The organism is Pseudomonas sp. LBUM1646, assembly GCF_059716165.1.
Map to the genome: position 1 here is coordinate 4125914 of NZ_CP166810.1, position 21364 is coordinate 4147277.

A 21364-nucleotide genomic window follows, 5' to 3' on the forward strand; every position below is an offset into this window, starting at 1 on the left:
GAACCGGACCGATGGCAAAAGATGCAAAAGTCGAATCAAAAAACGAGACTTTTGTCGGTGATCAGATTGAGACTTTGGTCGGGCCCGCACCTGCCTCCAAGCCGCGCTACATCCTCCAATGGCGTAACCGGATCAAGGCTCTGGCGCGCAACCTGAGTCGCTCGACGCAGTTCGTGATTGCCGCCGCGCTGATCCTGGGACTGACGATGTTTTTCGTCGGCAAACTGGTGAGTACGCGGATAGAACGGGCCGCCGTGCAAAGCGCCGCAGAGGCCGGCGCCCATTACATGGAAGCGTTTCTGGAACCCTACGTTCAGGAGATGAGTCGCGATAACGGACTGTCGCCCTCAAGCGTCAAGTCCCTGGACCGGCTCATGGAGGGCCGTTCGCTGAAACGGCACATCGTCTCGATCAAGATCTGGCGAGCCGACGGCACGGTGGTGTACAGCACGAATAAATCCATCACCAACCGCCAGTTCCCGATGGACGAGATCGCCGAAGCGCTCGAGGGCAACGTGGTCACCGACCTTGAGGACCTGGATCAGGAAGAGAACGCGTTCGAGCGAAAGATGAACGTGCCGCTCTACGAAATTTATGCGCCGCTGCGCGAGTTCAACACCGGGAAAATCATCGCGGTGGGCGAGTTCTATGAAAAGGCTGAAAGGCTGGAGCAGGAAATCAATCGGATTCGCCAACAAGTGTGGATGGTGGTCGGCGCCGCGACGCTGGCAATGCTGACGCTGCTGTTCTTCCTTGTCCGGCGCGGTGACAAAATCATCCAGCGCCAGCAAGTCGCTTTACGACTGCGGTTGCTGGAACAAACCCGGTTGCACGCCACCAATGCAGCGCTGCAACGCAGGATGACTATCGCGACCCAGGAGTTTTCACGGATCAACGAACTCACCCTGCGCCGTATCGGCGCGGACCTGCACGACGGCCCGGCACAGCTGTTGACGCTGATTCTGATCCGGCTCGACGACCTCGCAGAGAACTGCAAGGACGTCGATCAGGAGTCGATGGAAACCATCCGCGGCGCGGCGACCGATGCATTGCGCGAGGTGCGGGACTTGTCCCGGGGATTGGCCCTTCCGGAAATCAACGACCTGACGCTGCTGGAGGAATTGCGACTGGTGGCGCAACGGCACGAGCAGCGCACTGGCACCAAGGTCAAACTGAAACTGGGGCCGTTGCCCGACGAGGCATCACTGCCGCTCAAGCTTTGTATCTACCGTTTCGTGCAGGAAACCCTGAACAACGCTTACCGTCATGCCCGGGGTAAAGGTCAGGTCGTCAGCGGGAACCATGTCAACGGGAGGGTGCTCATCACCGTCAAAGACAGTGGCCCGGGCATGGCTGTCGACGCCCTGGTGGTCGACACCGACGGCAGGACACGGTTGGGGCTGGCCGGTTTGCGTTATCGCGTCGAGTCGCTGGGCGGGCAGTTCAGCATTGATTCATCACCCGGCAAAGGCACCTCGGTGAGCGCACAATTCAAGCTGTAGTCAGGAGCCGCCGTGGGCGTCCATGTGTGCCGCCGCACCGATGTGCAATCGGCCAATGGCCTCATGCTCCCAATAGCGCCTCAGCGCTGTGACCGCTTCGACACGGTTGCGCGCATGCAGCTTCTGCATCACGCAGGTCATGTAGTACTTGACGGTTTTTTCGCTGATCAACAGCTTTGAAGCCACTTCCTTATTAGTCAGGCCCTTTGAGACTTCACGAATGATCTGCTCCTCACGATGGGTGAGGTCGATCTTGCGTACTTGCGCTTCATGCTTTTTGAAGTTGCTCAGTAACCTATTGGCAAATTCGGGCGTGATGTACGTGTCACCCCGGGCGATCGAGCGGATCGCCAGCACCAGGTCCGGCCCGCTCACCCCTTTGAGCACATAACCACGCGCCCCGGCCTCAAGCGCCGAATAGGCGTCATCTTCGGATTCGGAAACAGTCAGCATCAACACTTTGACGTCCGGCAACGTAGTGGCAATGAAGCGCACCGCGCCAAACACATCGCCCGGCATATTGACGTCCATCAGCATCACATCCGGGCGTTCGCGCTGGGCGATATCCCGGGCATCATCGGCGCTGGCGCCCTGCTCCACGACTTGCAGGTCTGCCCTTTTCCTCAGCGTATTGGCCACACCTTCACGCAACAGCGGATGATCGTCGGCAATGCCGATTCGGATAAAAGGGTTCATGACGCGCTCCCGGGAGGCCAAGTACTCGGACACACATTGATTAATAGCAGGTAACCCCATCGGACGCCGGTTGCCGGTCGGGTGCACCAAGGGCCGAAGCATCGAAAATTAGACTTAGGTCGGACGAAATTCAGTCGTCAACAAGCCTTCCCCATCACAACCCGCTGAAAAATATACCGCCAACTCATTGTTTTTTAACACAGTAAAAACCGCCAAAAAAACGCCATCGGCATAAAACCCGGACCTGCCCCTCATCCGACCAACAGTCGCTCTCCTACGCTGAGGTACATAAAACCACGGCATTGGAACCTTCCGATGGACAAGAAAACCCAGCAGCGATCCGAGTTTGCCGAAGTGTTTTTTCGGCTGCGCCATACCTTCTATTCGCTGGCCGGCTTCAGTGGCGTGATCAACGTGCTGATGCTGGCACCGGCCATTTATATGCTGCAGGTGTATGACCGGGCGTTGGTCAGCAGCAACCTCACCACGCTGCTGATGCTGACGATTCTGATGATCGGTTTGTACACCCTGCTGGCCATGCTGGAAGTGGTCCGCACACGAGTGCTGATCCGGGTTGGCAATCGGCTGGACATGGCGCTGAACCGCCGCGTATTTACCGCCGCCTTCGAGCGCAATCTGCAGCGTGCCGGCGGCAACCCGGCGCAGGCCCTGCAAGACTTGGCGCAAGTGCGGCAGTTTCTCACCGGCAATGGCCTGTTTGCGTTCTTCGATGCGCCGTGGACGCCGATCTACCTGTTCGTCGCCTATCTGATTCACCCGTTGCTCGGGATGGTCACCCTGGGCGGTTCACTGATCCTGGTGGCCCTCACCTGGCTCACCGAAATCGCCACTAAAAAACCCTTGGGTGAAGCGGGCATGGCCGCCCAGGTCTCCGGCACCTTCGCCAACAACAACCTGCGCAATGCTGAAGTCATCGAAGCCATGGGCATGTTGCCGGCGATCACCGGGCGCTGGTTCGGCAGCCACCTGCGGATTCTGGAGATGCAAACCCTGGCGTCTGACCGGGCAGCCTATATCAGCGGTTTGGGGCGTTTTGTGCGGATCACCCTGCAATCGCTGATCCTCGGCACCGGTGCGCTGCTGGCGATCGAAGGCTCGATTACCCCGGGCATGATGATCGCCTGCTCGATCCTCAGCGGCCGAGCGCTGGCGCCGGTTGAACAACTGATCGGTGCCTGGAAGCAGCTGTTGACCAGCCGCCGCGCCTGGTCCCGACTCAAGTACCTGCTGCAAGAGTTCCCACCCCGGGCCGATGCGATGAAGTTGCAACGGCCACTGGGCATGATCTCGGTGGAGCACCTGCACGCCGGGGCGCCGGGCATGAGCCAATCGATCATTCGCGGTCCGCACTTCAACCTGTCGCCGGGCGAATCCCTGGGCATCATCGGCCCGTCCGCTTCGGGAAAATCGACCCTCGCGCGCTTGCTGGTGGGCATCTGGCCGGCACAAAGCGGCAAGGTACGCCTCGACGGAGTGGACGTTTACCTGTGGAACAAGGAGGAACTCGGCCCGTGGGTCGGCTACCTGCCCCAGGACGTGGAATTGTTCGAAGGCAGCATCGCCGACAACATCGCGCGCTTCGGTGACGTCGACAGCGACGCAGTGATCGTGGCGGCCAGACGCGCCGGGGTGCACGACATGATCCTGCGCTTCGCCCATGGTTACGACACCGTCCTGGACGTGGACGGCAATCCGCTGTCCGGCGGGCAGCGCCAGCGCATCGGCCTGGCCCGCGCGCTCTACGGCGAGCCGGCGATCATCGTGCTCGACGAGCCGAACGCCAACCTCGACGACGCCGGTGAAAAGGCCCTGATCGAGGTCCTTGAAGATCTCAAGATTCGGGGTTGCACCACGGTCCTGATTTCCCACCGCCCGAGCATCCTCGGCACCGTCGACAAAGTGCTGATGCTGCGTGAAGGCAGCACCCAACTGTTCGGTCCCCGGGAGGAAGTGTTTGCCGCGTTGCGCCAGACCAGCGTGCTGCCGACCGTGGGCGCACCCACCCTGTCAGCTGTTCGCGGGAGAGAATAAATGGGCGCCTTGAGTCTCGATCCCCGTGGCCAGGAACTGGTACGCGCGATGGCCAATATCGATGTCGATGACCACCGTCCGGCACGCTGGGGAGTGTTGCTGGTGATCATCGGGTTTGGCGGGTTTCTGCTGTGGTCGTGGCTCGCGCCGCTGGACGCCGGGATTGTCGCCACCGCCACGGTCAAAGTCACCAGCAACCGCAAGACCATCCAGCACCTCACTGGCGGAAGCGTCGAAGCGATTCTGGTGCGCGAAGGCGACAGCGTCAGCAAAGACCAGGAACTGGTGCGCCTCGACGCTACCCAGGCACGCTCGGAACAAGGGGTGGTCAACGCCCAGTTCATCGCCACCAAGACCATGGAAAACCGTTTGGAAGCAGAACGTGACGGCTTGACCGACGTGGTCTTCGACCCCGCCATGGTGCAGCGCTACGCCGGCAACGAACACCTGAATAACGCGATCCTCCTGCAACGGCATTTATTCACCACGCGCCGCGCCGCCCTTGAGGGCGAGATCGGCATCCTGCGCGGGTCGCTCAACTCCGCCGAGGCGCAGATCAAGGGATTGCAGCACATTTACAGCGCCCGCTCGGCACAGATCGGCTTTCTCAATCAGGAACTGGTCGGGGTCCGCCAACTGGCCGCCGAAGGCTATGTGCCGCGCAACCGCATGCTCGAACTCGAACGCTCCGGTTCCGATCTCAATGCCTCGCAGGCCGACAACCTCAACAACATTGCCAGGGCGAAGGGCCAGGTGGCCGATATCAAATTGCGCATGCTTCAGCGCGAGTTCGATTACCGCAAGGAAGTACAGTCGATGCTGGCCGATGTGCAAAAGGAAAACAGCGCCCTCACCGACCGTTTGCAGGCCCTGGATTATCAAGTCCGGCACACGGTGATCCGAGCGCCCATCGACGGCATGGTCCAGGGCTTGAGCGTGTCGACCATCGGCGGCGTGATCGCCCCCGGTTTCAAGATCATGGAAATCGTACCCGGCCACGAACCGTTGCAGATCGACGCAATGATCCCGGTGCAAGCGATCGACCGCATGACGCCAGGCTTGCCGGTGATCATCTCGTTCCCCGCGTTCAATCATGTGCAAACACCGAACATCCCGGGCCAGGTGCTGACCATCTCCGCCGATCGGCTGCTGAATGAAGAAAACAAGCAACCGTTCTACCTGGCGCAGATCGAGGTGACGCCGGCCGGTATGGCCATGCTCGGCAGCAACCATATCCGTGCGGGGATGCCGGCCTCGGTCACCATCAAGACCGGTGAACGCAACATGCTCAGCTATCTGTTGAAACCGCTGCTGGACCGCGTTAATAGCGCATTCAAGGAGCAATGACATGAGCGGCGCTCGTCTGCTCATCGGCGTTTTAGTCTGTGTAGCCCAGTCGGCCCAGGCACTGGATCTTCGCGAATCCTGGAACCTGATGCAGTATCAAGGCCCGACCTACCTGTCTGCCGGGCACGAAAGAGACGCAGCCCTGGAAAACCGCGCAATCGGCCATTCCGGGTTGCTGCCGAAAATCGGTATCACCGCGTTCGACAACCACATTAACGGCACGCAAAAGCAGCCGGATTTTTACGGTAACAGCCACACCAACGACCTGAACTACAACTCCCGGGGCGCGACGTTGCAGCTGCGCCAACCGCTCTTCAACAAACAGAAAATGGCCGAGTATCGCCAGGGCGAATATCAAGCCGACTACGGCGTGGCGGTTTTCGATGGCAAAGCGCAGGACGCGGCAGTGAAGCTGGCCGGGCGTTACTTCGACGTGCTGCTGGCCCACGAAACCGTGGAACTGGCGATGGCCAAACTCAAATCCTTCGATGAACAAGTGGCCTCGACCCAACGGCGCAAGGACCTGGGCGACGGCACCATCACCGACATCGACGAAGCCGTGGCCCGCCGCGACCTGGCCCAGGCTGAACTGATCGAAGCCGAGGACAGCGTGACCGTGGCCCGGCGCCTGTTGCAGGAATACCTCGGCCAGCCTCCCGAAGACATCGCCACCCTGCAAGACACCTTCCCGACCCCGCCCCTGCAACCGGACAACCTGCAGGAATGGATCATCCGCGCCGGCACCGACAGCCCCTCAATCCGTGCCCGGCGTTTGAACGTCAACACCGCCGACGAAGAAGTGGCCAAGGCCAAGGCCGGGCACTGGCCGACCCTTGATTTGGTCGTCGGTTACACCGCCGCCGACAGCGAAACCCTGTCCACTCAAAACCAGCGCAACCGCTACACCTCGGCCGGGCTGGAGCTGAACATTCCGTTGTACAGCGGCGGCTACGTCAGCGCCCGCGCCCGGCAAAGCGTCGCCACCCGGGACCAGGCCGAAGAGGACTTGAACGCCACCCGCGAAGAAATCATCTCCGGCACCACCCGGGAATTTCGTGGCGTGCAAAGCGGCGAAGCGCGCATCCATGCCTTGGAAAAAGCGGTCAAGTCCAGCGAACGCTCACTGGACTCCTCGAAAAAAGGCTTCCTGGCCGGCAGCAGTACCAACGTCGACATCCTCAACGCCCAGGAACAGATCTACACCGCCCGCCGCGACCTGTTCGAAGCCAAGCTGCGTTACCTGCTGGCCAAACTGCGGCTGGCGGCGGATGTGGGGGCGCTGGGGGATGACGACATCGCCAGCGCCAATGCTTATCTGGGGCCGAAATTGGCGTTTTGAGCCGAAGGGCTTGAGGCACCCAAAAGCGCCAATTTAGACAAGCGTTGGATTTAAAGTCTTTCGCAGGTAACTCGCCGATGCAGGACACAAATGTTTGAACTGGGCGGTTCGGGTGATGGCGGCGGGCGCTTCCTGCCGATCGAACCGTTCATAACCATTGGCCAAGAAAAACTCAGCGGCGCCTTGGGTCAGTAAATGCAGCCGGAGAACACCCTGGGAAGCCGCGTATTGTTCAAGTGCAATCAGCACTTGCTTGCCCAACCCTTTTCCACGAAACGCATCACACACCACCATCGAGCGAAGCAATGTGTCGGGAGCAGAACCCTCCAACCCTCCAAACACCATCCATTGCCCAGCCTCTTCGAAACGGAAAAACTGCCGACCGGGTTCGCTGACATCATCACAGGGCAATGCCGCCTGACGCAGTGCATTGCGGAGTTGCTCCAGCCCGTCATCACCGACTTTAATCATCTGCATGTGCCGCGCCTTTGAAGGTGCTGATGCGTTGAAGGCTAGCAGCCCTAATAGTGGGGACGGATCTATTTATCTCAGGCTCGAAGATTCCTGGAGATGATTAATCTTCACGCTTGCGCCCTGTAATCATGCTTGAAACAAGATTCTCCTTATGTCTCCAGCTGACCGCTAAAGCCGCGAACACATGAAACCCGACGCAACCCCATAACATGCTGGACAAGAGCGAATGCAAGTCTTGTAACCACTCTTCACCGAAGTAAGTATCCGTGCCCATTAAATAGCCGGTTACACCCAGGCTTACAATCAGTGTCCACATGAACAGCATCATCACCGCCCCGGCCGGATTATGGCCCAACGTTCTGGGTTCTTTACCTTGGGTCATCAGCCGTAAATAAGGCAGGAGGATGCTCGGTTTAGGGAACCAATCAGAGAATCTCGCATGTTGAGTACCAATAAAACCCCAAACGGTACGAATAAAGACAAGCGCACACGCCCCATACCCGACCCATCGATGCGGGGCTTCACCACTTTCGAGGAAAATGAGATTTGCTAAAACAGAACTGGCGACCAGCCAGTGTGTTGACCTGACAAGCGGGTCCCAAACGACCTTACCAGGAAGGTTTCGCATGGTTCACCCCTTTATGGCAAACGCCATAGCGTGTGTTCTTGCGGGCAGGATGAGGCACCTATCAATAGGGCGTTGATAGGTGCCTTGGTGTTTTAGAACCTCCACGTAAGTCAATCATCTTCTTTTACGACTGCGAGGGTCTTGGCATCGTAATAAATTTCCACTTTTTGGCCGGCCTTGTTATGTCCATATAACTCGTAGCAGTTCTTGGAAATTTTGAAGACTTTGATCTTGTAACCCTCTGCCTCCAACTTCGCTCTTGCGTCTGCCTCTTTCATCCATTCGTTTTTCGGGTAAAGCGGGCATTCTGCCGAGGCCATTGCCACGCTTGAACCCAGTGCCAAAAATAGAGCGACAACGGTAGGAATGTGCTTCATGGCTTGCTCCGAATTAAGACCGGACATCAATGATGTTTTTTGACCGATCTATCACGATGATCCAGTAACCGCCCACGGGGCAAAAGATGCAAAAGTCCAATCAAAAAACGGGACATTTGTCGCTGATCAAACTGAGACTTTGGTCGGGCCCTCCATCCGCCCTTTCAAATACCCGATAAACGCGGTCACCTTCGGCGATGGCAAATGCTCGCGCGCCGTGACCGCATTCAGATCCTGCGGTGGGCCGATCCACTCCGGTAACACCCGACACAACCGCCCTGCTTCAACGTCAATCTGCATGCTCTGATCCATCCCCAGGCTCAGCCCTTCACCCGCCAGCAACGCATCCTTTAACAATGCGGGGTCGTTGGCGAGGATCGTTGGCTCAACGAGGTAATTGCGCAACTTGGCGCCCACCTTGCGCAACGGCCAGACGTAACCGACATCGCGTCGGGCCTGATTCAGTACCAGCGTGCAGTGCTCAATCAACGCGTCAGGCGTGGCCGGCGCGCCATGACGTTCGATGTACTCCGGCGCCGCGTAAATGCCCGTCGCATAACTGGCCAGCCGCCGAGCCACCAGACTCGAATCCGGCAACGCACCAAGACGCAACGCCACGTCGATCTCTTCCCCCACCAGATCCAGCGGCACATGGGACGCGAGGATCTCCAGTTTTATCTCCGGATACGCCCGGCGAAACCCCGCCACCAATGGCGCAAACCAACTGACCCCGAACGAGTACGGTACCGTCACCCGCAACCAGCCGCGCGGGCCATCGCGCAACTGATGCACCGCCAGTTCGGCGTGTTCAAGGGTGGCGGCGATGTCCTTGCATTGCTCGAAGTAAACCGCCCCGGCCTCGGTCAGGCTCAACTGGCGTGTGGTGCGGCGCAGCAGTTGCACGCCGATGGCCTGCTCCAGTTCGCGCACGCGGCGGCTGACGGTAGTCTTGGGAATCTGCAACGCCTGCGCCGCCGCGGTAAAGCTGCCCAGGCGCACTACCCGCACAAACACCAGCGTGTCATTCAAGTCCCGGATCATCGAACTGCCTGCCCTGTTTGATTGGCTCGATTGTGCCACCAGCGGCACATTTCATGCCGACTTTATGGGCTAATCAGCGACCACTGCGCGCCCTATGCTCGAGTCTTCTTAAACGGAGACTGCTCATGAACTTGAACGAATACGCAACCTACGACGGCATCGCCCTGGCCCAATGGGTGGCGGCAGGCGAAGTCACGACGACCGAATTGGCCGACCTGGCACTAGCAGCCGTGCAACGGGTAAACCCGAAAATCAACGCCGTCATCGAAACCTGGACACCCACCGTGACCGAGGGCATCGGCCCATTGGCGGGCGTGCCATTTCTGATCAAGGACCTGGCCATCACTTCGGCCGGCCGCCGCGTTGAATTGGGCAGTCGCCTGGCTCAAGGACTGGTCGCCGAATCAGACTCGTACCTGATGCAACGCTTCAACGCCGCCGGCCTCGCCACCCTGGGCCGCACCACCACACCGGAAATGGCTTTCAGCACCGAAACCGAATCCACCCTGCAAGGCCAGACGCGCAACCCGTGGGACACCCGACTGTCGGCCGGCGGATCGAGTGGCGGCTCAGGCGCCGCCGTCGCCGCCGGCATCGTCCCGATTGCCCACGCCACCGACGCGGCGGGCTCGATCCGCGTACCGGCAGCCTTCAATGGTCTGGTCGGGCTCAAACCGACACGCGGCCGCGCCTCCAACGGCCCGGCGCTGGATGAGGTGTTCGCCGGTTTCGGCGTGCAACTCGGCCTGTCGCGAACCGTGCGCGATAGCGCAGCGTTGATGGACATCGTCCAGGGCGGTGCGCCGGGCGATCCTTACCATACCGCCGCACCGGCGGAGGGCTTTCTCGCCCAAGTAGGCCGCGACCCGGGACGGCTGCGCATCGGCCTGCTCGACACTCCCTGGAATGGCGCCCCGCTCGACCCCGACATCGCCGACGCCACCCAAGCCGTAGCGCGCGAACTCGAAGCCCTCGGCCACACCGTCGAACGCGTCAACGCCCCGCTCGGCACCTCGTGGGACTCCTTCGTCGAAGCCAACGCGCACATCTGGTGTGCCACCCTCGTGCGCTGGATCGACGGCCTCGCCGCCGTCACCTCGCGCCCCATCGACCTGACCACCCTCGAACCCGCCACCCTCGCCTGCTACGCCTACGGCCAACAGGCTCGGGCCGTGGAATTCGCCGCTGCGCTGGAAGTGCGCAACCTCATCGCCCGCAGCGTGGCCGGTTGGTTCGAAGGCTTCGACGTGCTGCTTACGCCAACCTTGCCGCGCCTGCCTCAGCCGTTGAATACCTACAGTCTTGGTGCCGAGCACATGGACGGTTTGCAATGGACCGCGCGGGTATTTGAACACTCGCCGTTTACCCCGGTGTTCAACGTGGCGGGGACGCCAGCGATATCGTTGCCACTGGGGATGTCGCAGGTGCAAGGTTTGCCGATTGGCGTGCAATTCGCGGCGCGGTTTGGGGCGGAGGATGTGTTGCTGCGGTTGGCGGGGCAACTGGAGTTGGCGATGCCGTGGCATCAACGCCGGCCCGTTGTTTGGGCGGGTAACGTCTAAGATCAAGGATCGCAGCCTGCGACCGCTAACCTTCAGCAGATCAAAACCAATCGAAGGCATTGAGCCGATGAAAAGCACCCTCGACCACCTCGCCATCGTCGCCTCCGACCTCGACACCGGTTGCGCCTTCGTCAGCCGCGTACTCGGCGTCGACCTGCAACCAGGCGGCGCGCATCCGCGCATGGGCACCCATAACCGACTGCTGCGACTGGGCACGGACGTGTACCTGGAAGTGATCGCCATAGACCCGACAGCCAATCGCCCCGACCGACCGCGCTGGTTCGGCATGAATCAACTGGCCGTTGACGCGCCGCCGCGCCTGGCGACCTGGGTCGCCCGCACCGACGACATCCACGCCATGAACGAAGCTTGCCGCGCCATCGTCGGTGATGCCGAGCCCATGACCCGAGGCACCCTGGCCTGGCAAATCACCATCCCCGCCGACGGCAGCCTGCCGCTGAACGGCTCAGCGCCGACGTTGATTCAATGGGAGCAAACGCCACATCCCGCGAGCGCCATGCGGGATCAAGGCTGTGAGCTGGTGGCGCTGGAGGTGTTTGATCCGGATCCGGCAAAAATCCAGACGCTGCTGACGGCGATCAACTTTTCCGGGCCGGTTCAGCTTCATGGCTTGGAAGCGACCGCAAAGCCTTACTTGGTGGCGCATATCCAAACCCCAAACGGCTTGAAAACACTGCCGTTATGAAATTTGTAAGATCAAAAGATCGCAGCCTTCGGCAGTTCCTACAGGGGGATGCGTACACCTGTAGCAGCTGCCGAAGGCTGCGATCCTGGCGGTTAACTCCGCACTAAATCCCTCAAGCGAAAGCCCTGCGCCTACACCAACCGCTCAATCTTCTGATGCCGCCAAACAAACTTGTAATACACCGTCTGCAACGCCAGCATCCCCAAATACGCCACCGGAAACGCCATCCACACACCCTGCAATCCGTACTTCGCATCCAGCAGATACGCCACCGGCAATTGCACCCCGACCACGCAAACAATCGAAATCACCATCGGCACCAACACCGTGCCGCTGGCGCGCATGATCCCGCCGATAATCGCCTGGAAGCCAAACACCAACAGACTCCACAACATGATGTGCAACAGATGCTCAGCCATCGCCCGAGTCGAATCCTCCGTCAGGAACAATCCCAGCAACCAGTGCGACAACAAATACCCCAGCAACACCAAACCACCGGTCAAACACACATTAATCAAAATCCCCGTGCGCAAAATCGGCGTGATCCGCTCCAGCCGCCCCGCCCCAATCGCCTGCGCCCCAAGAATCGATGCGGTGATCGCAATCGACAACGCAGGAAACTGCACGTAATTCACAATCTGCGTCACCGCCCCATACGCCGCCGTCGCCTGCGAACCGTGCTGATTCACCAACGCCAGAATCACCAACTCCGACGCCGACAACACCACCATCTGCAACCCGGTCGGCAACCCGATACGCAACACCTTGCCCAGAATTTCCAGATCCAACCGCATCGCCGCAAACATCTCCCGATCCGGCGCCAACGGATGCCCCTTACGAATCAACCGCCACGCCAACCACCCCATCGCCGACAAATTCCCCGCCAAACCTGCGAAGGCTGCACTCTGAATCCCCATCGGCGCAAAACCCAGCCAGCCTTTAATCAAGGCAGGCGTCAGCGCCAGACCGATGCACGTCGACACCACCAATGCCACCAACGGCGAAACCGTATCACTCACCCCACGCAACAACTGCGTGAACAGCACGTAAACCAACAGCGACGGCATGATCCACATCATCACATGCGCATACGCCACCGCATCGTCCAACACATCCGCCGGCGTGCCCAAACCCTGCAAGGCTGGCCGGGCAAACACACTGCCCAACACCGCCGCAACCAACCCGATCATCGCGCCCAACAGCAACGTTGTGGCGGCGATGGTTTTCACCAGATGCGTTTCCCGCGCGCCCCAGGCTTGGCCGATGAGCACACCCGCGCCCGCGCCGAGGCCGATGACCAAGGCGATGAAGAAGAAGACGATGGGGAACATGCCGGAGACGGCGGCCAGGGCTTGGGTGCCGAGCATTTGGCCGATGTAGATGCTGTTGATCGTGCCCGACATGGATTGGAGGAAATTGGAGAGGACCATGGGGGCTAGGAAAAGGAGGTAGGTTTTCCAGAGGGGGATCGTTTGACTGGGGGTTTGCATGCGTAGGGCTCGGGGTGGCAGATGGTCGAGGTGGGTGGAGTCTACGTCATGGGGAAATGGGATCGCATTGGAAAAAACGGGATTTTAGATTTCTTAGTTATTAAAAGGCTGGGATGGCGAATTGCGACTACTTTGATAGTGGTTCACAAAACGTGATTTCTGGAATGTTAGATTTTCGATAAAGGAAAAAACAGGCGTCATCTTGTTGACGCATTTATAAATCCGGTTGATGTCGGGCACATCATTAAAATACAACCATAAAAAGAAAAGGATTTTAAATGATCAAGTCAATCACGACACTTAAAAAATTTGGGATATTCGAAGACTACACGAAGCCTAGAGAACTTGATGAATTTGCGAAATTCAATTTAATCTATGGATGGAATGGCAGCGGAAAATCAACTCTCTCAAAGGTTTTTGAATGCGTCTCCAAAGGGCACATTATCACCGACTTCCCAGATGCAAGCCTTAAAATTGATGCTGACATTGGACCAATCGACAACAAAAATATCATAAAGCAAGAATTAGATATTTGCGTTTTCAACTCAAATTTTATAAAAGAGAATATAAACTGGGACAGCATCGTTAAAAGCATACTAATAATATCCAAAGAAAAAATTGAAGAAAAGAAAGCATGGAAAGAAAAAAAGGACATCCTGAAAGTAAAATCCGACTCTCTAGAACAGAAAAACCTCGAAAAGCAAACACTTGATGATAACGCCCAAAAACTACTTAGCGCCATAGCCAAAAATATCAAAAACCGATTTCAAATTCTTGACAGTACCGATAGTTATTTTGTGAGCTACAATAAAAGCAAAGTCCAAACAAAAATAACTGCACACGCCACCGAGTTAAAGAACGGCAGTCTGCTACTTAATAAAGAAATCTTGGATAAAACACAGAAAGCGATTTCTCCAAAATTCAAAAGCTCAGTCCAACATTTTACACCTTCCATAAAAGAAGAGGACTTTATACAAACAGCACAACGCCTAAATGCACTTTTTAAAGAGACGGCGACCTCTACCTCTATCGACCATTTACTACAAAATCCAAAAATTCAGTCTTGGATCGAAACCGGACTTGAGATACATGCAAACAATGCAATCTGTGAGTTCTGCGAAAACACGCTCACTGTAGAAAGATTGAAAACACTTAACGACCACTTCAGCGAATCATTTAAGATTTTTAAAACCCGCCTCACCAGCGCAACGCAATGGATACAAGGCAATGCGATTGCGAGTTTAACAAGAGTATCTATATCTGAGCTTTACGAAGAGTTTGCAACTGACATCCCCACGTTGGAACAAGACGCTGAGGGTGCAATACTCCTTTTAAATGAATACCTCCAAGGCTGGCAAAAGATCCTGGATCAGAAAACCGAAAATCCCTTTGACACAAACCTTACGGTTGAAGCGCCACCTTCCTCGATTTTTCTCACATTGCAACGGGCCACGGCAGAGATTGATAAAAAAATCAAAGCTCATAATGACAAAGCTGAAAATTTCAACAATGAAATCACAACAGCCAAATCCTCTCTCGAGTTGCACTTTCTCAGTGAAGAAATTCGCGACTCTGAATATCAGGCAATCGAAGATAACTCTAAAGGCCTCTCAAAACCCATCACAGACCTAGGGCAGGAGGTTCAGACTTTAAACTCAGAAATCTCGGAACTAGAAAAACTACTGAATAATGAAAGTATCGCCGCCGAAGATTTTAACGACGCTTTGCATCGTTTCTTGGGAAGGAGCAGCATATCATTACGCTTCGACATGTCTCAGAAGGGCTACAAAATAATCAGAATGCCAGAAAACCTTCCAGCGAAAAACCTAAGTGAAGGTGAAAAAAACGCAATTGGCCTTATCTACTTCCTAACGAAGTTATCTGAAAACGAACGTGACATTAAAAACTCAATAGTAGTTTTTGACGATCCAGTCTCAAGTTTTGACTCCAACAATCTATTTAATGCGCACTCCTTCTTGCGAGATCGCTGCCAACAAGCAAAACAACTTTTCCTACTCACTCACAGCTTCAACTATTTTAAGTTGGCACGCGACTGGTTAGAAGGAAAAAACAAAGATAAAGACGCCGAAAAAAAACTTATTATAAGGGCTAAATTTTACAGTGTAGAAGCATCTCTCTCATCGCCTAGGGTGGCGGCGTTAAAAAATGCACCACCATCGCTCACGAATTTCAATTCCGAATATCACTTTCTTTTTTCCACACTTAAACAATACTCAAACACACAAACATTATCTATGGATGTAGCTTTTGCTGTTGCAAATATGTCAAGAAAACTCTTGGAGGCTTTTTTGACCTTTAAATTTCCACATGGTCGCGGAAACTTTAGAGGCCTTATGGAACAGGCCATCACTGACCAAGTGAAATGTGAGAGAATTTACAAATTCATTAACAAATACTCTCACAACCAAGTCATAGAATTCGACGACAGCGCCGCAGACAACGTAGTGGCAGAATCAGAATATATAGTTAGAGAGATTTTTGAAGAAATCAGAGCATTAGATGCCCTTCACTATGCAGGAATGGAAAAAGCATTAGAAGCTTCTTAAAACGACGCCAGAAAGCCAGAGAAGCAAATCATAAATTTCATAAACTAACAAAACCATGCCGCCTTTTGAGTACAAAAGGCGGCTTTATTTTGCTTACTTAGCGTCACCAACCTTCAAATATCTTCTTGGAGCTCAGGTCATTCACCAAACAAAGTAAGGACTTCAATATAAATCGACAAAGAGATTTTTTACAGCGCTTTTGCCACCGAGACGTATCACATCGACAATCTAAACTGCTCGATCTTATTCCCAAGTATTTGCTCCGGGAGTCGTCCATCTGATTTCGCAAGTAGCATTGAAATGACATCATCGTCATCAAAGATAACTATCATCTTTTTATTAATAAGCCATTGCTCTCGCAAAGTAAATTCACATCCTGACGAATCACCGCCACTTCTTGAAAATATCAATCCGAATAAGCCTGCGCCGTGCGATTTCAGATAATTAGCAATCTGCAATACATCTTTTTTTCCTACTTTTTTTGTATAATTTTTCGCATCAACTATCACGTAATCGGCTGAGTATCTAGCTCTTAAAAAAGCCCAGAACCCAGCATCTGCATAGTTGGGCATAATAAAATCCCGTCGATTAGATTTTGAGTTATCAGACAACTCGGAAATCGGTGCAATCAACGGAGGTGAAAATAAATGAGCTAAAATTTCACCCACTAGCTTCTGATAAACATAACAATCCCGCTTTCCCGGAGCGCACGATTTTATACTTGAGATAAAATTTTCTTCTATCGTAGGTGCGCCTGCTCGGGCCGCATGATCTTTAATTGCAGCTTTGAAAAAACTTTCAGGTACTTTCTCGATTACCTCGATAAACTCGCTTGAAAGAAAATCCAAATCCCAAACTTCAATACCCTCGGCCTTCAAAGCCTCTAGCGTTTGTTCAGACAATGTTGCCGGAATTGCAAGCACCAGTTTACTGCTTTTATTGACCCCTCTATACTTGGCAAAAACCCCCAACAACCTCTTTAGTTGCCCGTAGCTGTTAGGAGGGACCACCTTACATTCGATTATTAAATTCTCAGAGCTTTTTCCAAAGTTTCGACTAGCTAATATATCAATTCTGTACCGCGTATCCAGACCAAGCAACGAGTCCTGTTCTACATGCGAATATGAACCATGTACCTCCAAAACGCCGACTAGAAAGCTCTCAAACTCCATCTCTCTTAAGCTTCCTCCAACGTAGGTATTGAACTTGCATTCTGGATGATGTGGGTTATTTATCGCGGAACGAAAAAACGGCACCCGAGCTTGGCTCATCATTGAGCAAAGAAAAAGCTCTACACCGCAGGAAGGACAGGAGAACTTTTCTGCGCCATTTAATTCACACGCCTGTTGCGCCGTAATAGTCGTATGAGTACCTGAAATGTTTGCAACTTGCATAAAGCCCCCCATGGCTACTTAAAATAATAAAAATCATTCTAGAACACATAGAACCAATCAACGACACCGACTTTAAATTACAGAGAGCAGGTTTTTCTGAACGGGATCACAAGGCTGGCTCCTTTCAGCAGACTTCTCGAACTGTAATACAAAAAAAGCCCTCAACAGGGCTTTTCTTCTAACCACTACAGTGTTGATTAATCTGCACTACGCCAGTGATCTGGATTTCCGATACTAGTGTTCCTCACTCGGGCCACACTTGGCTTGTGACCAAGCGCTCTAGCTTTGTCAATAGCCTCTTTTTGGGTTGCAAAGGTTGTCTCGACGAGCTTCTTTCCCTCGGCCAATTTCAAGTGGTATCCGGTGATCGGGGCGCCATCAGGGCGGCCAGTTGGCTGAGGCTCTACGTATACGTTAGGCATTGCTGATTCTCTAAAAATGCCGGAATTGGCAGTCCGAATATGTACCCGGGTTGACGCAACCACAATGGATCCAATCATGTGCTTTAGTCTCATAGACAATCGGGTACACAACGCGCTCGATAGCCCTCGAAAAAGGCCAACAATACAGCGCCATCGAGTTGAACACGCAGGTTCAGTATCCGTCCTACAACAACTTCGGAAATGCCTTCTAGGCTCCACAAGGCAATAAAATTTATAGTCACCCCGTCCCCCAAAAAGCGACCAGGTTTGGCGACCTGCAGATCGGATCAGTCCCTTTAATCTGATTCGGAGTTTTACCCATGGAAAGATACATGCCCCTAACCGGAATCGACCTGGTCCCGGCTTCCCTGCTCATCGACACCCACGCCCCACTCGACGTCCTGCAAGCCATGGCCGATTACCGCATCCGCACGGTCACGCAGGTGTTGGAGAACATTGCTTACCGCGCCGAGATCGGTTGCGACACGGTGGTGCTGGCGGACTTTTCCAAGTTGTTGGTCATTCCGTTGCGCGATGGCTGTGATTTGATGGATGTGATCGGTCGGCGCTTGCGGGCGCAGGTTAAGGAGTAAGTGAAGACGGGTGCCGCGCAGGCACCCGTTTTTTTTGTCGGTTGGGTGCGTGGAGGCATAGAATCCGTCGCTCACCTCGCCCCGACTTCGCAAGGACTGTGAATGCCTTCCCATAAACGCCTCAGTAGCGTGTGTCATAGCCTCGCTCACCACGCCGGCAGTGCGCTGTCCTTGGTTCATCCCAATTTAAGTGAGGCGTTGCGGCCGTTGGGTATCAGGGTTGCGGCGGTTGATTTGACGAAAGACGAGCTCTGTCCTCCGGCGCTGAGAAGTCATCCCCATTTGTCCAACGGGCTCAATGCGTTGAAAACGCGTTTCGAGGAGATTCTTGGGGCGGAAGGTTTCGCGCTTTCGGAGCTACAAGAAGCGACGGTGCTGTTTAACTTCGAAAACGGTAGCGACGACTATTGCTGTGAGTGCCATGCAAGGTTGGTCAACGTTAATGGCCGACAGTACGTGGCGGCCGTGAATTATTTGGGCAAGTCCATCGTTCCGCAGTTTGGGTGTTTTCAATAATGGGACCGAAGACTGAGCAGCTTATTGGCGTGCTTGAGCAACTTGCCGTGGTGCTTGAAAGCGATGGCGCCGTTCACTGGGGTCAGTGGATGCGCAAAGCGCGGGCGCACTTGTTGAACGGGGATGCCTACGGGGTTGAGTATCTGTTGTCAGCCTACGGTGGGATGAGTTCGCTCAATGATCTTGTTCTTGGCCAAAGCTTTGTCGGGGGTGTGTTTGCCTGGAAACCCGGGCATGTTGAGTTGAATGAAACGTTCGATGCGCTCAGGGATGAAGCCGCCACGCTCGCTTATTCGATTAAACGGGCTCAGGATTGATCGGCGAACACTTATCCGGCGTCCGCTGTGCCTTTACCCTCCTCTTTTTTATTCGAGTAACCGATGAACATGGATGAATTTCATCAAGGCAGTTGTCTGTGCGGGGCCGTGAAGTATGAGGTTTCGGGTCAGCTGAAAGCCGTGTCCCACTGTCATTGCGGTAAATGTCGAAAGGCTCATGGTGCCGCATTCGCGACGTATGCCAGTGCCCCCAGATCGGCGGTTTCCATTTCGAGCAGCGTAGAGGCGCTTAGGCGTTTTCAGTCGTCGGCGGGGGTGACGCGGCAGTTCTGTTCGATCTGTGGCACTTCGTTGTTCTGGTCGGATTCGAATGGCGCGTTTGCGGATTGGATTTCGATTGCGGTGGGTACGCTTGATACGCCGTTTCATGCGGAGAAGCAGCGGCATACGTGTGTGTCGGAGAAGGCGTCGTGGTTTGAAATTGGGGATCAGTGGCCTCAGGATTGATCAGTTGTAGTCATGGCTAATTCATTGAATGGATTAGTTTTTCTTTGCGCTTAAATGGATGGAAACGCAATGCACCCACCGGTATCTGACCCGATAAAACGGGATTACTCTCCACTGATCGTAGGCTCCGCTCTCGTCGTAATCTTCGGTTTGTTGATCATGTTGTTGCGAATTGCGCAGCAGAATTACTTGCTGGCTATTGGCGCAGTCTGGGTAGCAAACGGTCTGACGTTTGTCCTGCATGTGCTGTATTGGCGGCGTTATGGCTTGTCCGATGGCCTCAAGGTTGCTGTCGTGTTCCAAGGCTTGATTACGATCGCACCGCTGCTGGCAGGCCAGTTTGGAGTGGCGTTGATTTTCTTAATGCTCGGTGGCGAACTCCGCTTTTGGTAGTGCGGATGTAATGACCCGAAGCTTTCGCTTTCACGGACGGCTCTTTAGCACGACGCCAGAAGCACTTCGAGCCCGGCCTGAACAGCCGGGCTTTTTCGTACCTGAAGCGCCGCTATGCGGCAAGCTCAACGTAACTGGACTCCCCTCCTCCAGTCGCGCCCGACAACCAACCCCATACGAAGGACAATGTGGTGCATCCTGCGTGATCAACGCCTACCGTGCCTCGAGACCAGCCGGCAAGGATCTCGCCATCTGTCGTTAAGCAATGATAAAGAAGCTCAATGGTGTCTGGGCCTGTCACGCGCCCGACCTGCTGTCCGGTGCGGATCCGGCCGCCCTGGTAAGTGCCCGAAATGGCACCTTCCTCGACGTGGTAATGAAATACGGTGCCTGCACCGGATAGTCCGTGGGAGTTGTCCGCTACGGTAAATCGGCGATTGTTCAAACGCTCGCTGATTTGAGCAAAGGGGGTATCCATCAATGTCGCGTCCTTGAGTCGAGAGGGTCCATTCCAGCTTTCGAGGATCTTAAGTCATTCTGTCGCGACGGATGAAGGCACTGTTTTGGCTAACTTGTCAGAATTTTTCCGGAATTCGCTTCAGCGGGTAATCCGGTTCACGATAGCCGCCCGGCTTCTGCCGCGTGGGCAATGTCACCTTTGCATGCGGCACTGCCTTGTATGGGATGCGACTGAGCAGATCGGTGATGATGTTCAGGCGAGCCCGCCGTTTGTCGTTCGAGTTGGCCACGAGCCAAGGGGCATGTTCAGTATCCGTCGCTGCGAACATGTCATCACGTGCCCGTGAGTAGTCATACCAGCGGCTGTAGGACTTGAGGTCCATGGGGGTTAGTTTCCAGATTTTGCGCCCGTCCTTGATACGGGCCACAAGCCGGCGGGTCTGTTCTTCCTGACTGACTTCCAGCCAATACTTGAGCAGGATCACGCCCGAGTCGACGATTGCACGCTCCACGAGGGGCACGGCCTTCAGGAAACCGACCACTTGCTCTTTGGTGCAGAACCCCATCACGCGCTCGACGCCCGCCCGGTTGTACCAACTGCGATCGAAGATCACCACTTCGCCTGCCGCGGGCAAGTGCGGCAGGTAGCGCTGGATGTACATCTGGCTTTTCTCTCGATCCGTCGGCGCAGGTAACGCCACCACCCGAAAGACCCGCGGGCTCACGCGTTCCATGAGCGCTTTGATCGTCCCACCCTTGCCCGCGCCATCACGTCCTTCGAAGACGATACAGACCTTGATGCCCTTGGATGTCACCCACTCTTGCAACTTGACCAACTCGACATGCAGACGGCGCAGTTGATCCAGGTATGCCTTGTTCTTCAGTTTGGGGCTTTCAGCGGACTGGCGCTCAGGGGCTTTTTTCTTGTTCTTTGCCATGACCAAGACCTCACTAAACACGTCTTTGATGGGTAAACACGCTTATTCCAGACAGTGGACCCATTCCGGTTGAGTGTAGTTTG

Annotated in this window: 21 protein-coding genes; 12 read left to right on the forward strand and 9 right to left on the reverse strand. The window is 55.1% G+C overall.

Translation table 11 applies throughout. From position 1 onward, the window contains the following. The first annotated feature begins 11 nt into the window (after positions 1 to 11). Positions 12 to 1502 (forward strand): sensor histidine kinase, encoded by a 1491-nt coding sequence (locus ACA071_RS18775; RefSeq protein WP_497645341.1) that lies wholly within the window; start codon positions 12 to 14, stop codon positions 1500 to 1502. On the opposite strand, the gene ACA071_RS18780 is transcribed toward ACA071_RS18775, so the two are convergent. Then, on the reverse strand, positions 1503 to 2198 hold the full coding sequence (locus tag ACA071_RS18780; protein WP_497640535.1) for a response regulator: 696 nt from the start codon (positions 2196 to 2198) through the stop codon (positions 1503 to 1505). It abuts the gene before it with no gap. Positions 2199 to 2513: 315 nt separating this feature from the next. On the opposite strand from ACA071_RS18780, the gene ACA071_RS18785 reads away from it, so the two are divergent. From ACA071_RS18785 to ACA071_RS18795, 3 genes are read left to right on the forward strand one after another with little or no spacing between them, the layout of a single operon-like run. Then, positions 2514 to 4250, forward strand: a complete 1737-nt coding sequence (locus tag ACA071_RS18785) for a type I secretion system permease/ATPase (RefSeq protein WP_497640536.1) — start codon at positions 2514 to 2516, stop codon at positions 4248 to 4250. Continuing rightward, a complete protein-coding gene (locus tag ACA071_RS18790; protein WP_497640537.1) occupies positions 4251 to 5597 on the forward strand; it encodes an HlyD family type I secretion periplasmic adaptor subunit in 1347 nt (448 codons plus the stop codon). Position 5598: 1 nt separating this feature from the next. After that, positions 5599 to 6936 (forward strand): TolC family outer membrane protein, encoded by a 1338-nt coding sequence (locus tag ACA071_RS18795; RefSeq protein ID WP_497640538.1) that lies wholly within the window; start codon positions 5599 to 5601, stop codon positions 6934 to 6936. A gap of 33 nt (positions 6937 to 6969) precedes the next feature. Here the strand turns inward: ACA071_RS18795 and arsN2 are convergent, their stop codons facing one another. The 4 genes from arsN2 to ACA071_RS18815 all read right to left on the reverse strand — a co-directional run bounded on the left by arsN2 (position 6970) and on the right by ACA071_RS18815 (position 9456). Further along, a complete protein-coding gene (gene arsN2 / locus ACA071_RS18800) occupies positions 6970 to 7413 on the reverse strand; it encodes an arsenic resistance N-acetyltransferase ArsN2 (RefSeq protein WP_497640539.1) in 444 nt (147 codons plus the stop codon). A gap of 97 nt (positions 7414 to 7510) precedes the next feature. After that, complete coding sequence (locus ACA071_RS18805) at positions 7511 to 8038, reverse strand: cytochrome b/b6 domain-containing protein (RefSeq protein WP_497640540.1); 528 nt, start codon at positions 8036 to 8038, stop codon at positions 7511 to 7513. Between the two features lie 110 nt (positions 8039 to 8148). Further along, positions 8149 to 8415: a PepSY domain-containing protein gene (locus tag ACA071_RS18810; RefSeq protein WP_497640542.1), complete on the reverse strand. Its 267-nt coding sequence runs from the start codon at positions 8413 to 8415 to the stop codon at positions 8149 to 8151. A 126-nt stretch (positions 8416 to 8541) separates the two neighbouring features. Further along, positions 8542 to 9456, reverse strand: coding sequence for a LysR family transcriptional regulator (locus ACA071_RS18815; protein WP_497640543.1), 915 nt, complete (start codon positions 9454 to 9456; stop codon positions 8542 to 8544). Between the two features lie 125 nt (positions 9457 to 9581). On the opposite strand from ACA071_RS18815, the gene ACA071_RS18820 reads away from it, so the two are divergent. After that, the gene (locus ACA071_RS18820) at positions 9582 to 11018 is read left to right on the forward strand and encodes an amidase (RefSeq protein ID WP_497640544.1); all 1437 of its coding nucleotides are present in this window, start codon (positions 9582 to 9584) and stop codon (positions 11016 to 11018) included. Positions 11019 to 11085: 67 nt separating this feature from the next. After that, positions 11086 to 11724, forward strand: a complete 639-nt coding sequence (locus ACA071_RS18825; protein ID WP_497640545.1) for a VOC family protein — start codon at positions 11086 to 11088, stop codon at positions 11722 to 11724. 131 nt (positions 11725 to 11855) lie between these two features. Here the strand turns inward: ACA071_RS18825 and ACA071_RS18830 are convergent, their stop codons facing one another. After that, positions 11856 to 13214 carry an MATE family efflux transporter gene (locus ACA071_RS18830; protein ID WP_497640547.1) on the reverse strand — a complete coding sequence of 453 codons (1359 nt, stop codon included), beginning with the start codon at positions 13212 to 13214 and terminating at the stop codon, positions 11856 to 11858. A gap of 278 nt (positions 13215 to 13492) precedes the next feature. Between ACA071_RS18830 and ACA071_RS18835 the strand changes: the two genes are divergently transcribed. Continuing rightward, positions 13493 to 15781: an AAA family ATPase gene (locus ACA071_RS18835; protein ID WP_497640548.1), complete on the forward strand. Its 2289-nt coding sequence runs from the start codon at positions 13493 to 13495 to the stop codon at positions 15779 to 15781. A 215-nt stretch (positions 15782 to 15996) separates the two neighbouring features. On the opposite strand, the gene ACA071_RS18840 is transcribed toward ACA071_RS18835, so the two are convergent. After that, positions 15997 to 17175 (reverse strand): hypothetical protein, encoded by a 1179-nt coding sequence (locus tag ACA071_RS18840; RefSeq protein WP_497640549.1) that lies wholly within the window; start codon positions 17173 to 17175, stop codon positions 15997 to 15999. 742 nt (positions 17176 to 17917) lie between these two features. Between ACA071_RS18840 and ACA071_RS18845 the strand changes: the two genes are divergently transcribed. From ACA071_RS18845 to ACA071_RS18865, 5 genes are all read left to right on the forward strand, one after another. After that, the gene (locus ACA071_RS18845) at positions 17918 to 18190 is read left to right on the forward strand and encodes a hypothetical protein (RefSeq protein ID WP_429515281.1); all 273 of its coding nucleotides are present in this window, start codon (positions 17918 to 17920) and stop codon (positions 18188 to 18190) included. Between the two features lie 102 nt (positions 18191 to 18292). Beyond that, positions 18293 to 18706: a hypothetical protein gene (locus ACA071_RS18850; RefSeq protein WP_497640550.1), complete on the forward strand. Its 414-nt coding sequence runs from the start codon at positions 18293 to 18295 to the stop codon at positions 18704 to 18706. Then, the gene (locus ACA071_RS18855) at positions 18706 to 19023 is read left to right on the forward strand and encodes a DUF6966 domain-containing protein (RefSeq protein ID WP_497640552.1); all 318 of its coding nucleotides are present in this window, start codon (positions 18706 to 18708) and stop codon (positions 19021 to 19023) included. The genes ACA071_RS18850 and ACA071_RS18855 overlap by 1 nt, the downstream gene beginning before the upstream one ends. Positions 19024 to 19092: 69 nt before the next feature. After that, positions 19093 to 19491 (forward strand): GFA family protein, encoded by a 399-nt coding sequence (locus tag ACA071_RS18860; RefSeq protein ID WP_497645342.1) that lies wholly within the window; start codon positions 19093 to 19095, stop codon positions 19489 to 19491. 69 nt (positions 19492 to 19560) lie between these two features. Continuing rightward, the gene (locus tag ACA071_RS18865; RefSeq protein WP_497640553.1) at positions 19561 to 19884 is read left to right on the forward strand and encodes a hypothetical protein; all 324 of its coding nucleotides are present in this window, start codon (positions 19561 to 19563) and stop codon (positions 19882 to 19884) included. Positions 19885 to 19996: 112 nt separating this feature from the next. On the opposite strand, the gene ACA071_RS18870 is transcribed toward ACA071_RS18865, so the two are convergent. Further along, the gene (locus tag ACA071_RS18870; RefSeq protein ID WP_497640554.1) at positions 19997 to 20362 is read right to left on the reverse strand and encodes an avidin-fold protein; all 366 of its coding nucleotides are present in this window, start codon (positions 20360 to 20362) and stop codon (positions 19997 to 19999) included. Positions 20363 to 20459: 97 nt separating this feature from the next. After that, positions 20460 to 21281, reverse strand: coding sequence for a polyphosphate kinase 2 (gene ppk2, locus ACA071_RS18875; RefSeq protein WP_497640555.1), 822 nt, complete (start codon positions 21279 to 21281; stop codon positions 20460 to 20462). Between the last annotated feature and the right edge of the window lie 83 nt (positions 21282 to 21364).

Coding starts and splice junctions, on each gene's coding strand:
- ACA071_RS18775 (WP_497645341.1), top strand. CDS start 12: ATGGCAAAAGATGCAAAAGTCGAATCAAAAAACGAGACTTTTGTCGGT.
- ACA071_RS18780 (WP_497640535.1), bottom strand. CDS start 2,198: ATGAACCCTTTTATCCGAATCGGCATTGCCGACGATCATCCGCTGTTG.
- ACA071_RS18785 (WP_497640536.1), top strand. CDS start 2,514: ATGGACAAGAAAACCCAGCAGCGATCCGAGTTTGCCGAAGTGTTTTTT.
- ACA071_RS18790 (WP_497640537.1), top strand. CDS start 4,251: ATGGGCGCCTTGAGTCTCGATCCCCGTGGCCAGGAACTGGTACGCGCG.
- ACA071_RS18795 (WP_497640538.1), top strand. CDS start 5,599: ATGAGCGGCGCTCGTCTGCTCATCGGCGTTTTAGTCTGTGTAGCCCAG.
- arsN2 (WP_497640539.1), bottom strand. CDS start 7,413: ATGCAGATGATTAAAGTCGGTGATGACGGGCTGGAGCAACTCCGCAAT.
- ACA071_RS18805 (WP_497640540.1), bottom strand. CDS start 8,038: ATGCGAAACCTTCCTGGTAAGGTCGTTTGGGACCCGCTTGTCAGGTCA.
- ACA071_RS18810 (WP_497640542.1), bottom strand. CDS start 8,415: ATGAAGCACATTCCTACCGTTGTCGCTCTATTTTTGGCACTGGGTTCA.
- ACA071_RS18815 (WP_497640543.1), bottom strand. CDS start 9,456: ATGATCCGGGACTTGAATGACACGCTGGTGTTTGTGCGGGTAGTGCGC.
- ACA071_RS18820 (WP_497640544.1), top strand. CDS start 9,582: ATGAACTTGAACGAATACGCAACCTACGACGGCATCGCCCTGGCCCAA.
- ACA071_RS18825 (WP_497640545.1), top strand. CDS start 11,086: ATGAAAAGCACCCTCGACCACCTCGCCATCGTCGCCTCCGACCTCGAC.
- ACA071_RS18830 (WP_497640547.1), bottom strand. CDS start 13,214: ATGCAAACCCCCAGTCAAACGATCCCCCTCTGGAAAACCTACCTCCTT.
- ACA071_RS18835 (WP_497640548.1), top strand. CDS start 13,493: ATGATCAAGTCAATCACGACACTTAAAAAATTTGGGATATTCGAAGAC.
- ACA071_RS18840 (WP_497640549.1), bottom strand. CDS start 17,175: ATGCAAGTTGCAAACATTTCAGGTACTCATACGACTATTACGGCGCAA.
- ACA071_RS18845 (WP_429515281.1), top strand. CDS start 17,918: ATGGAAAGATACATGCCCCTAACCGGAATCGACCTGGTCCCGGCTTCC.
- ACA071_RS18850 (WP_497640550.1), top strand. CDS start 18,293: ATGCCTTCCCATAAACGCCTCAGTAGCGTGTGTCATAGCCTCGCTCAC.
- ACA071_RS18855 (WP_497640552.1), top strand. CDS start 18,706: ATGGGACCGAAGACTGAGCAGCTTATTGGCGTGCTTGAGCAACTTGCC.
- ACA071_RS18860 (WP_497645342.1), top strand. CDS start 19,093: ATGGATGAATTTCATCAAGGCAGTTGTCTGTGCGGGGCCGTGAAGTAT.
- ACA071_RS18865 (WP_497640553.1), top strand. CDS start 19,561: ATGCACCCACCGGTATCTGACCCGATAAAACGGGATTACTCTCCACTG.
- ACA071_RS18870 (WP_497640554.1), bottom strand. CDS start 20,362: ATGGATACCCCCTTTGCTCAAATCAGCGAGCGTTTGAACAATCGCCGA.
- ppk2 (WP_497640555.1), bottom strand. CDS start 21,281: ATGGCAAAGAACAAGAAAAAAGCCCCTGAGCGCCAGTCCGCTGAAAGC.